Source organism: Halodesulfovibrio sp. (genome assembly GCF_025210605.1).
GTDB lineage: Bacteria > Desulfobacterota > Desulfovibrionia > Desulfovibrionales > Desulfovibrionaceae > Halodesulfovibrio.
Genome location: NZ_JAOARI010000013.1, coordinates 204,484 through 216,580, shown reverse-complemented (window position 1 = coordinate 216,580; position 12,097 = coordinate 204,484). Strand labels below are relative to the sequence as shown.

At 45.8% G+C, this 12,097-nt stretch carries 11 protein-coding genes; 3 read left to right on the top strand and 8 right to left on the bottom strand.

Annotated features, from left to right (window positions below):
* Positions 1 to 221: 221 nt before the first annotated feature.
* From N4A56_RS05015 to N4A56_RS05005, 3 genes are all read left to right on the top strand, one after another.
* Positions 222 to 863, top strand: coding sequence for a YrbL family protein (locus tag N4A56_RS05015; RefSeq protein ID WP_295545462.1), 642 nt, complete (start codon positions 222 to 224; stop codon positions 861 to 863).
* Positions 864 to 1,190: 327 nt separating this feature from the next.
* A complete protein-coding gene (locus tag N4A56_RS05010; protein ID WP_295545460.1) occupies positions 1,191 to 1,820 on the top strand; it encodes a hypothetical protein in 630 nt (209 codons plus the stop codon).
* Between the two features lie 57 nt (positions 1,821 to 1,877).
* The gene (locus tag N4A56_RS05005) at positions 1,878 to 2,303 is read left to right on the top strand and encodes a PaaI family thioesterase (RefSeq protein WP_295545459.1); all 426 of its coding nucleotides are present in this window, start codon (positions 1,878 to 1,880) and stop codon (positions 2,301 to 2,303) included.
* A 211-nt stretch (positions 2,304 to 2,514) separates the two neighbouring features.
* On the opposite strand, the gene ftsZ is transcribed toward N4A56_RS05005, so the two are convergent.
* The 8 genes from ftsZ to murD all read right to left on the bottom strand — a co-directional run bounded on the left by ftsZ (position 2,515) and on the right by murD (position 12,092).
* Positions 2,515 to 4,053, bottom strand: coding sequence for a cell division protein FtsZ (ftsZ, locus tag N4A56_RS05000; protein ID WP_295545458.1), 1,539 nt, complete (start codon positions 4,051 to 4,053; stop codon positions 2,515 to 2,517).
* 69 nt (positions 4,054 to 4,122) lie between these two features.
* Positions 4,123 to 5,361, bottom strand: a complete 1,239-nt coding sequence (ftsA, locus tag N4A56_RS04995; RefSeq protein ID WP_293670590.1) for a cell division protein FtsA — start codon at positions 5,359 to 5,361, stop codon at positions 4,123 to 4,125.
* Between the two features lie 17 nt (positions 5,362 to 5,378).
* Entirely contained in the window at positions 5,379 to 6,212 is an 834-nt protein-coding gene (locus N4A56_RS04990) for an FtsQ-type POTRA domain-containing protein (RefSeq protein ID WP_295545455.1), read from the bottom strand.
* A gap of 6 nt (positions 6,213 to 6,218) precedes the next feature.
* Positions 6,219 to 7,106 carry a UDP-N-acetylmuramate dehydrogenase gene (gene murB, locus N4A56_RS04985; protein ID WP_295545453.1) on the bottom strand — a complete coding sequence of 296 codons (888 nt, stop codon included), beginning with the start codon at positions 7,104 to 7,106 and terminating at the stop codon, positions 6,219 to 6,221.
* The gene (murC, locus tag N4A56_RS04980; protein ID WP_293670585.1) at positions 7,106 to 8,473 is read right to left on the bottom strand and encodes a UDP-N-acetylmuramate--L-alanine ligase; all 1,368 of its coding nucleotides are present in this window, start codon (positions 8,471 to 8,473) and stop codon (positions 7,106 to 7,108) included. The genes murB and murC overlap by 1 nt, the downstream gene beginning before the upstream one ends.
* Before the next feature lie 3 nt (positions 8,474 to 8,476).
* The gene (gene murG, locus N4A56_RS04975; protein WP_295545451.1) at positions 8,477 to 9,619 is read right to left on the bottom strand and encodes an undecaprenyldiphospho-muramoylpentapeptide beta-N-acetylglucosaminyltransferase; all 1,143 of its coding nucleotides are present in this window, start codon (positions 9,617 to 9,619) and stop codon (positions 8,477 to 8,479) included.
* The gene (gene ftsW / locus N4A56_RS04970) at positions 9,616 to 10,746 is read right to left on the bottom strand and encodes a putative lipid II flippase FtsW (protein ID WP_293670583.1); all 1,131 of its coding nucleotides are present in this window, start codon (positions 10,744 to 10,746) and stop codon (positions 9,616 to 9,618) included. Before ftsW ends, murG begins: the two co-directional genes overlap by 4 nt.
* Before the next feature lie 44 nt (positions 10,747 to 10,790).
* Positions 10,791 to 12,092: a UDP-N-acetylmuramoyl-L-alanine--D-glutamate ligase gene (gene murD, locus N4A56_RS04965; RefSeq protein ID WP_295545449.1), complete on the bottom strand. Its 1,302-nt coding sequence runs from the start codon at positions 12,090 to 12,092 to the stop codon at positions 10,791 to 10,793.
* Positions 12,093 to 12,097 lie beyond the last annotated feature (5 nt).

Here is a 12,097-nt window from a genome sequence, read left to right as displayed (position 1 = left end):
AAGGTCTCGCAATTGCGAGACCTTTTTTTACGTGCCAAGAACATACCCAACGTTAGTCTGCCTACCTTACCCGCGCCTATCTCAGGGAAAAACATTCCTCGCCTCCATATAAAATCTTCCGTTTATGGACATCCCCCTTACTGGAGCTTGATAAGTGTTTTGCAAGACGCTACAACCCAGTCTTTGCCCCAGTAGTATTTAATGATTGTATAGAGAGAATTATGATTGAACTTGGCGAGTTAATTTCTTCAGTCGGTGGCTGGAGTAATATCTATGTTGTTAAAGATGCACCGGATATGTGTGTTAAAGTGCTGGCACCGCACCGTAGCTACCGTGGTGACAAGCCCGATCCGAATCTTGTTGCAAAGAAAAAATACGGCATCGATAACATGCTTGAATTTGAATACTCCAATTATCAAAAAATCATTAAGCATGTACCTGATGCACTTAAAGAAAACTTTGTACACATTGACGGCATGCACATGACCTCATGCGGAGAACGAGGGCTTGTTATGGAGCGAGTTATGACTAGCGAAGGAACAACAGCTCCAAGTCTAGATCATTACAAAGGTACTCCTCTGCCAGATGCATTCTTTCATAAATTAGAACAGCTGCGACGCGATGTGTTCCACAAGCATTCGCTCGATCACTTTGGTGTAGCACTCAGGAATATTCTTGTACGTGACGACAACACTCCTGTTTTAATTGATTTTCAAAAAAACCGTCGCATCTATCGTAGCCAACTGAATTTATATATTCCATACTTCACTCGCCAGAAAGTTAAGCGTAATTTCCAGCGTGCATACCGAGAAGCAAAGACACAAGATTGGACAACCATTACAACGCTTGATGCCGCGAGCTAGAAAATTTTCATGTAATTCAAGTGAATTCGTAATGCATAATAACCTAACCGAGGGGGAGCGCATACAAGGCGACACCCCCTCGGTTTTTGTTTTCCCCTGCACCACCACAGCATCCCGCCATTCTTCCCCCAACTCGCTTTCACAAAAAATCCTATTTGCCAGCTACCACACTGCGTAAAATATAGTTCGATTCAACATATGGAGAACTATATGCGGCGCAAAAAAATATCACTAAGCTTTTTAACCTCGTGTTTTGGAAACATTTTCACCACATATTTCAAAACCCATCAGCGATTAAAACGAATCAGATACCCTCACGTTTACATTATGCTAGGAACAACCGTGCAGCTTATTGCTGCGCCATTTATAGCATTTTTACCTGACGGCAATGTTTCGCACATTGGATACCACTTTGTTGCAACATGGCTACACATGCTAAACGGGCTTGTGTTGCTCGGTGTAACAATTTTTTTCAGCTACGACGTGATAAAACGAAAAGGATTGGAATGGCTGTATCCGTATGCATTCGGAAAATTTGCCGAAATAAAAGATGATTTCAAAACACTTTTCCAGATACGACTCAAAGTTAGTGATCTAAAAAAAGTAGATAAAGAAACCCGCCCGTTCATTATTCTTGAACAAATGCAACTTCCAAGGTTACGCCCTAGAGGACTAGGTGCAGTAGTACAAGGACTAGGACTTATTATACAGCTACTCCTTACCACCTTGGGCTTCTTCTTTTTTGTCTGCTGGCTTCAAAATCTGGATATATCATGGGACATTCTCGCTGCCCACCGCATTGTGGCAATACCTTTTGTACTCTTTTACTTTGGACACGGCGGCATGGGAATTTTGCATATATTCAATCAACATGCCCAACAACGCATGAAAAAAGTGCGCGAAGATGCGACTGGCGAAACCACTGGAACAGAATCATGTGATCTGCCGAATGAATGATGCAGACAACTTCTCAGTCATATTGCAGGAAAGAATGTTTATCCATAGAATACACCGATGAACGATATTCATCACGAACTTATAGACTTTATCGAATCCGGCAGCCCATTTCATTCGTTTCTCAACATCCAAGTTCTTGAAGCCAAACCCGGTTTCATAAAGCTACAACTGCCTTATAAACCTGAGTTCGGTGGGAACATGGAACGTGGAATATTACACGGTGGGATATCTGCGATGTTTGTTGATATTGTTGCTGCATCTTCTTTATGGACACACCTTGCCCCTGAAGACAAAACCGCGACTATTGACCTGCGAGTAGATTATCAGCGTCCAGCTATGCTGGAAGATTTAATAGGAGAAGGCGAGGTACGCATGCTTTCAAAATCTATAGCAAACGTGCATATTAAAATCTTCAGCGCCTCCACACCAGACACCTTGCAAGCTGAAGGGCGAGCAGTTTTCCACATAAAACGGCATCAATAGCCAGTCCCATTGCAACTCTATCTTCAAAAAGAAAAAGCGCTGTTCGGTAAAACCGAACAGCGCTTCATACTGTTTCTAAGCAGAGAGGCGTGAATACTGCTCAGAGACAGGGTCTACTATCTTAAACGCAAGATCGCTAGAGAGCGTTATTTTCCCCCGAAAAAAACAAGCTCTGACGATCTTAGTGGCGCACATAAGTGCGCCTTCATTTTTAATCTGCTTGCTTACGAATGAAAGACGGGATTTCAAAGTCTTCTTCGAAAACAAAAGTATCTTTTCCTGGCTCATGAGCATGACGAACTTTATGTGCGCGCTGTGCAGCCTGTGCACTGCGACGAATGTATGTTGGCACATTAGTGTCGTCAGCCTTAAAAGCATATCCTTCGCGTGCTGGTTCTGGATGAGTGATATCCATTTTTGGTTCAACATGCGGTGCTGGAGCAGGCTCTCTAACCGGCTGCGGCGCAGCTTGAACAGGAGCAGGCTGGACACTCTGAGGTGCAGTCTGAACCGGCTCTACTGGCTGAACAGGCTGTACTGGTTGTACTGGCTGTACAGGTTGAACAGACGGAGTTGCAGAAGCTGAAGCAGGTGCTTGTGCCGGAGTTGGCTGAGCTGCTGGAGCTGGCTGCGCTGGAGCCTGTGACTGTGGAGCCTGATATGCTTGTGCCTGCTGAGCTGGAGCAGCTTCAGCACGCGGTGCACTAGCACGCGCGGATGAAAGAGACGTTACGCTGCGTGCACCATTGCTGTTAACCGCAACGCCTGATCCGTTTCCCTGGGTACCTGTATCCATGGTGTCAATGCCAGTAGCAATAACTGTAATACGCATTTCATCACCAACAGTATCATCAAATACAGTACCAAAGAAGATACGTGCATCATCATGTGCTGCTTCCTGAATTGCGCCAGCTGCTTCACTGACTTCATCAATGGTAAGGTCTGGACCACAAGTAATGTTCATAAGAACACCACGAGCGCCATCAATGGATACATCTTCCAGCAGCGGACTGGTAATAGCCTTCATTGCAGCTTCACGCGCACGGCCTTCACCAATAGAGCTACCGGAACCCATCATAGCCAAGCCAGACTCACCCATGACTGCTTTTACGTCAGCAAAGTCAAGGTTGATAAGACCCGGAACCATAATGAGGTCAGAAATACCTTTGACTGCGAAGTATAATACTTCATCAGCTTTTTTGAGCATTTCTACAAAAGTTGCTTTTTTGGAAGCCAAAGAAAGCAAACGATCGTTTGGAATGGTGATAAGTGAATCTACATGCTCACGAAATGCCTCTATACCAGCGTCAGCAGCTTCCTGACGCTTTTTTCCTTCGAAAAAGAACGGCTTGGTTACTACACCAACGGTAAGAGCACCCATTTCTTTTGCTACCTGTGCAATAACAGGTGCTGCACCAGTACCGGTGCCGCCCCCCATGCCAGCGGTAACAAAAACCATATCCGCTTCGCCAATAGCATTGCGAATCTGGTCAATAGATTCCTGAGCTGCTTCACGTCCAACAGCAGGGTTAGCGCCTGCGCCGAGACCTTTAGTAAGTTTATCGCCAAGTTGAATTTTAATTTCTGCTTGAGAATTGTTCAGCGCCTGTACATCAGTGTTTGCAGTAATAAACGTAACACCCTTCAGTACGGAGCTAATCATGTTGTTGACAGCATTGCCTCCGCCGCCACCAACGCCGACAACCTTTATCTTCGCTTGGCTGTCGTTTTCAATTTCATGAAATTCCATACGCCTCTCCTTTTGCCAATACCTAGGTTACTTGTAGACCCATTAACGTATTACTACTTACAGGAGCGTCTAAGAGACATCTGTAAACCATTTTTTCATTGTCGAAAGCACGCGGGTAAACATGGTGCTTTCACGATTAGGACTACTGCTACTGAAATGGATATCAAAATCTTCTTTTTCAGAGCCATAGTTAAGTAAACCAACCGCAGTTGCGAATTTAGGGCTGTTTACTACATCTTTAAGACCGCCTACGCCGCGCGGGTATCCAATTCGCGTTGGAAGACCGAAGATTTGCTCACCAAGCTCCTGACAGCCTTCAATAAGAGAAGTGCCACCAGTCAAAACGATACCGGCACCAATAAGGTTTTTAAAGCCGGAACGGATAAGTTCCTGATCTACAAGGGTCAGGATCTCTTCCATACGAGGTTCGCAGATTTCTGCCAAAACCTGACGAGAAAGCTTCCGTGGCTCTCTTCCGCCAACACTTGGCACCTCAATAACTTCGTCACCCTGCACAATTTCAGCGAGTGCACAGCCGTACTTCATTTTAATTTTTTCCGCACTCACCATTGGAGTACGCAAACCAAAAGCAATGTCATTGGTAAGATTTTGTCCACCAAGTGGAAGCACCGCGGTATGCTTGACAGAATCGTCAGCAAACACAGCAATATCAGTAGTTCCCCCACCAATATCGACCAGTGCAACACCAATTTCATTTTCTTCCGCTGTAAGTACAGCTTTGGAAGACGCCCATGCTTCGAGCACAATATCGGAAACATCAAGACCGCTTCTGTGACACGAACGTACAATATTTTGTGCGCTTGTCACTGCACCTGTTACGATATGCACCCTAACTTCAAGACGGACGCCCGCCATGCCGAGCGGATCAGCAATACCATGCTGATCATCAACAATAAATTCCTGTGGCAATGTGTGGATAACTTCACGATCAAGCGGAATAGCAACAGCTTTCGCCGCATCCATCACGCGATCCACATCTCTACTGCACACTTCTCCGCCTTTAACAGCAATCACGCCATGGCTGTTAAATCCTTTGATGTGGCTGCCAGCTATTCCGGTATACACAGAGGCAATTTCGCAGCCAGCCATCAGTTCAGCTTCTTCTAAAGCCTTCTTTATTGACTGCACTGTCTGCTCAATGTTTACCACTACACCTTTACGCAAACCAGTGGACGGAGCTGTTCCGATGCCAACAATATCGACCCCGCTCGGAGAAGGCTCTCCGACTACGGCACAAATCTTTGTCGTTCCAATATCAAGGCCCACAATGAGGTCTGATTTAGACATGCAACACTCCTCTTTATCTAGCTTGCCGATTGGGAAGTACTAGTATTAATCCAGACATTTCGATCTTCCGCCTTAATGCTGCGAATATTTGTAAATTCGCTACGCCGCTTCATATCGTCAATGGTTGCGACAAGATGGCGCAAGTTAGAAGTCCAGTTTTCTACTCCAATACTCAATAGAATATTTTCCGATTCCAGAAACAACGTAATACCACCGCTCAGGCTAAGCTTTATCCATGCAGCATTTTGCGATGCGAGCGGCAGTCCTGACGAATCAAGTTCTGCCAGCAGTTGCGGCAAACGCTGCAAAAGATGTTCTGTTCCGGCATCTACAGACAAAAAAGGGAGGGAGGCAAACTTATACGTGCCAACATAGTCAATGGGGTTTCCTTTTTCATCTGCATACACGATACGGTTTTCTTGCCGCATCCAATAGCGCGGTTCCCGCTCTTTAATGGTAATGGCGAGATTACCCGGCAACTGACGCTTAACTGATACGCTATCTACCCAAGGGCTGCGTAGCAGTTTATATTCTATCTCTGAAATATTTACTGCGATACTATTGTCACCACTTTTAAGATGAGCAAGATTCAAAACATCATCTTGTTCCAGTCGAACATTTCCGGAAATTTGAATTTTTTGTACCGCAAAAAAACTACTGTTTGTAATGAAACGATAACTGAATAACAGTCCAATACTTATTATGACAATAAATGCCGATCCAGTAAAGAGGGTTATCGCCCAAGAAAGCAACAAAGAAGTAGATTTTGCATGGAAAAAATCGGAAAACAAACGTCTATAGCTTTTCTTCACTAAGGGTAAAGGTGCTTTTTTTTTCCTTCTAGCAGCCATTATGCTTTATCCGATTACTTTGACTTCCAACTGTAATGAATAGCCGAACTGGTTCAAAACAGTCTGTTGTGCTGTATGTAACAACTCAAACGCTTGCTCGCTTGTGCCGTTATTTATGTTAATAAGAAAATTTGCATGCATCGGAGAAAAAGCAACACCGCCGAAATTTTTTCCTTTAAATCCAGCATCATCTAGCAATCTACCTGCGCTAACACCTTGCTCTGGATTCTTAAAAACACAGCCTGCGCTATGTGCAGAAACGGGTTGAGTTGCTTTTTTCTTCTTTAGATTATCATCAATAACATTTTTTATTTTTTGAGGATCACTCTTACGCAATTTGAAGGTGCTGTTCAATATAACGGGTTGATCGTTTACAGCCGGAATAGAAAAATGTCTATACTGTAATACAACATCTGTTTTTTTGAACACTGCATTGCCAGTTTTTTTTGTAAAAACTTCTACAGAGACTAAACAGTCGGCAACTTCACAGCCGTACGATCCGGCGTTCATAGCTACAGCTCCACCGACAGTTCCCGGCACTCCAGCTAATCCTTCCAGCCCAGCGTACCCGTTCGCAGCACACCAATGTAAAAAACGAGGCAGGCGGTAGCCCGCCCCGACAGATACTAAAACGCTTTCGCCTAAATCCTCAATACACGCAGGCTCACTAGTGATCGCCGGATTAACTATTACAACGGGCAGGTCACCATCTTTGGCAAGCAAGTTACTACCCCGCCCGATAACAAGCGGCTCACCACCCAGCGATTGCAGAATTTCCGGTAACTGCTCAAAATCATCAGCATGTGTCAACACAACCTCTGCAAGAGCGTTGCCGCCCATGCGAAGCGTCGTACGTTTGCTGAATGAAAATGATTGGTGAACAGTAATTGCCATTAGTTAGCTCCGTCCAAATACCCTTGACCGACAGTCCAAATGTTGCCCGCGCCTAGGGTAATAAACACGTCACCTTCTTTCAGTTCATCCGGTAGCTTTGCAGATACAGCCGCGAAATCTTCACAATATTCAACCTTAGTGGAAGACGCCTGTCGAATGCCGTGCGCTAATGATTCGCCATTAATGCCCGGAATCGGAGATTCTGATGCTGGATAAATCTCAGTCAGCAATAATTTATCTACACCTTCAAATGCAGTGCAGAACTGACCGAACAACGCCTGCGTGCGGCTGAAACGGTGCGGCTGAAACGCCACAACCAGCCTGCGGTCAGGAAAACACTGACGAGCGGTATGGATAGTGGCTGCAACCTCTACAGGATGATGACCGTAATCATCAATAACGAGTATACCGTTACGTTCACCTTTACGCTCAAAGCGACGTCCAACGCCATTAAAACCCGTCAAACCGGAAATACATTTTTCAGGGGCAATGCCGGACTCAATTGCGACACCTATTGCGCCCAGTGCATTTAAAATATTGTGACGTCCCGGTTGAGAAAGCAGCACATCGCCAACTTCTTTTCCATCCACAAAAACAGTAAATTCTGATTTTTCCCTACAGGACTTTTCAACAGCACGGATATCGTTTTCTTCATCGAAACCGTAGGTAATAACCCGCCGTTTTACTTGCGGGATTAGACGCTGAACCCCTTTATCATCACCACAAACTACGTTAGCTCCATAGAAAGGAACGCTGTTCATAAATTGGATGAATGCAGCATCGATTTCTTCCTGACCGGAGTAAAAATCGAGGTGATCGCAATCTACATTGGTAACAACAGTGATAATCGGGAATAAACACAAGAACGAGCCGTCAGACTCATCGGCTTCCGCAATCAAAAACTCACCTGCACCCAAACGAGCGTTAGCACCGTAAGCATTCAAACGACCACCGATGATAACGGTAGGGTCTGTATTAGCTTCGTCAAAAATAGCTGCGGTTAATGAGGTGGTTGTCGTTTTGCCATGAGTTCCGGCGATGGCGATACCAAGGCGCAAGCGCATAAGCTCTGCAAGCATCTCGGCACGAGGAATAATAGGAATCCCCAGCTTTGCAGCTGCTTTGATTTCTGGGTTCTCTTCAGAAATAGCTGTAGATCGCACAACAACCTGTGCATCCGTAATATTCTCTTCCGCGTGTCCAATATTAACAGTTGCCCCAAGAGCACGAAGGCGCTGCACAGGTGCACCGTCAGACAGGTCTGAACCGGACACGGTGAAATCAAGATTAAGTAACACTTCAGCAATGCCGCTCATACCAGAACCGCCAATGCCGACCATGTGAATATTTTTAATTTTAGAAATCATATTCTAATCCGTTGATTCATTAGTTTCCGGCTCATCCTTGTAAGGATGCACCAGAGATTCAAGGGGAGCTTTGGGCAGCAAATCAAGAATACAGCTCACAACATTTGCTGCGGCTTCTGGTCTACCAAGTTTTTTCGCTGCATCACTCATAGACTGGAGCGTTTCGTTACTTTGCAATAACTCAGTCACAAGTGCGTTCATATCTTTTTGAACAAGCTCATGTTCTTCCACCACAACAGCAGCGCCCTTTGTTTCCAGATAACGGGCATTATGCACTTGGTGATTATGCGTTGCATGAGGGAAAGGAATAAACAGTGCAGGTTTTCCAGCAACTGTCAGCTCGGCAATGGTTGTTGCCCCAGCTCGACAGATGACCAGATCAGCAGAAGCGTACGCCGCTGCCATATCGTCTACAAAAGGTTCAACGATGCAGTTCTGCATTTGCGCTGCAACATAGGCGGACTTAATACGCTCATAATCCGCCTTGCCAGTCTGATGATGGACAGAACAGCCAAGCTCTTTAAGAGTAGGCAGCATATCCACCACTGCACTGTTCACAGCTTTTGCGCCAAGACTTCCGCCACAAATCAAAACAGACGGTGCAGCAGCGTCATACTTTTTTGATGCACTGCGAATATCCGCAATGGCTGCACGTACAGGGTTACCAGTCAGGACGGTGTAATCTGGTTCAAAATATTCATGTTCATCCGGTAATGAGATAAAAATTCGCTGTGCAATTTTGCTCAACAATCTGTTTGTTAGTCCGGGAACAGAGTTCTGCTCGTGAATTGCTACGGGGATACCGCATGCTTTCCCACCCAGACATCCGGCAACAGCAGCATACCCGCCAAAGCCGATAACAACGTCCGGTGCAAAACTACGAATAATGCGCATAGATTTGAGTGTGGATAAACCAAGCCCAACCACTGCGCCGATTGCTTTTATGCCGCGACCAAGTACGCCGCGTACAGGTAATCCTACAAACCGGATACCTGCTTTTTCTACCATCTGCCGTTCTGGACCGTATTTTCCGCCAATAAAAAGAAACTCAACATTCGGAAAACGTCTACGAATTTCTTCGGCAACAGCCAAAGCAGGAAAAACATGCCCGCCAGTACCGCCAGTGGTTAATACTACTCGTTTCATTTTCTACCCCACTCTTCGCGCTCAACTTGCGAACGGGAAAAATTCAATAAGAGACCAGTGCAAAGCAGCATAGCAATAAGGTTACTACCACCATAACTCATAAACGGCATGGCAATTCCTTTTGGAGGAGCAGCACCCATTACTACAGCTAGGTTCAACACAGCGCCAAGAGAGATAATAAGAGTCAGTCCAAAGGTGATAAATTTATCCCGAAGTTCTGTCTGCTTATAGGAAATAACAAATGCTCTAAACAGCACTGTTCCCATTAACAGAAAAAAGAGGGACATTCCTAGAAAACCGAGTTCTTCGCCGACAACAGCCATAATAAAATCGTTATGTGCTTCCGGCAGATAAAACAGTTTTTGTTTACCTGCACCAAGTCCCTGTCCGCTGAATCCGCCAGAACCGAAGGCATACAGAGACTGTACAAGCTGATAACTGATGCTATCTGCGTCCTTAAAAGGATCAAGAAAAGCCAGCAAACGTCTGAATCGGTATGGTGACTGCACAATAAGCAGATACCCTGCACCGAGTGCGAGCAAACCAGAACCGCCTAGATACAGAGGACGTGTCCCCCCGTACCAGCACATAAAGAAAAGTAATGCTGCCAATACTGCCGCGCCGCCAAAATCAGGCTGGAGCAACAGTAATCCGCATAAAACAGCAGTTATAAGGAAAGGTGGAAGAACACCTCTGGAAAACGTTTTAACAAGTTCCTGCTTTGTGCTGAAAAAATACGACAAGTAAAGCACCAGAGAAATCTTCGCAAATTCCATTGGTTGAACCGAAAAAGGTCCTATACTTATCCAACGGCTTGCACCGTTTACCTTTACCCCTAACGGGGAAAGCGTAATTATCAGCGCGCACATGGTCGCACCAAGCAACGGATAGTGCATCGCGTAGATAAGGCGTTTCGGCAGCATGGAGCAAAAGCCCATAACTATCAGCCCAATGCCTGCAAACATCAATTGTCTCTGGAAAAAGTGGTACTTACTACCAAAGTTACGCTCTGCCATAATGCCGCTGGAACTCAGAACCATTATCAGCCCGAACGCAAGAACACACAGGACTGCAATTAACAGTATCCAGTCTAGTGAGATGGTTGTGTCCTGTCGTTTATCAGCCATGCAATGACTCCACGCCTAGCCGGAATTTCGGCTTCTTTCTTATGTTATTCACTGAGGTTACGGGCAATTCGTGTAAAATCATCGCCGCGTGCTTTGTAGTTTGCATATTGGTCAAAGCTGGACGTCGCAGGAGAAAGCAGCATTACGTCGCCTTCCTGCGCTTTTTGCATCAAGGATCGGGCAGCATCTTCCATAGCCTCATGCCACTCCAGATCAACAACGCCAGTCCAAGCAGATTCAAACACCTCTTTGCTGTCACCATACAGACCTACAGCACGAACATGCTTTTTCAGCAAATCAGTAAGAGATGTAAGATCGCCGCCTTTATAATGACCACCGGCAAGAAGCAATACAGGTTCTGCAAAGCTTTCCAGTGCCGCCCGCACAGAATCAACGGTTGTCGCTTTAGAATCGTTCACAAAAACAATTCCGTTACCTTCAGCAACAACTTCCAACGTATGAGGGGCAGCAGAAAAATCTTTTACAGCTGCAAGAGCATCATCAAGCGACACTCCGAATTGTCTGGTCGCAGCAAAGGCAGCTTCCATATTCAATCGGTTGTGCTCACCTTTCAATGAAGCGGATGCAAAGCGTCCAGTATCAGAAAATACACTGACGTCAGCCTGCTGAAGTCCGGCATTCGCTGCCTTGGCAACAAGTGCCTGAACATTTTCGCCAAGCAATGCCGCATCCCCCTCTTTCATGTTGGAAAACATTTGCAACTTGGCATCAATGTATTCTTGAATATCGTGGTGATAATCGAGGTGATCTTCTGTAACGTTTAGCAACAGCCCCACGGATGGGCGGAAGTGACGGCATGTTTGCAATTGAAAGCTTGAGACTTCCAAAACAAGCACATCCGCTGTTTGTTTTTCCAATACAAACTCACTGAGCGGCGTCCCGATGTTACCACCAAGGAACACGCGCTTTCCTGCCTTGCGAAGCATTGCATCGCAAAGACGGACAGTAGTTGTCTTACCGTTTGTTCCCGTCACAGCGATGGCTGGAATATCGGGGATGCATGACCATGCAAGCTCCATCTCTGCCAACACAACAGCTTGTTCAGGAACAAACGCAGCAAGCTTGAGCATAGGAACGCCCGGACTGGGCACAACAATATCTGCACCTGCAAATTGCTCTGCGGTATGAGGACCGAACGCGGTTTCAAAACCGCACTCAGCTATTACTTTACGGAAGGAGTCCGGAACAGATTCCTCATTCATATTCACAATACGTACAGAAGCACCAAGGGAATGCAAAAGCGCAGCAGCAGCCTGACCTGAACGACCAGTGCCTACGACAACAGCTTTACATCCCGGCGTAACTACCTGTGGTCTATTTTCCACGAGTA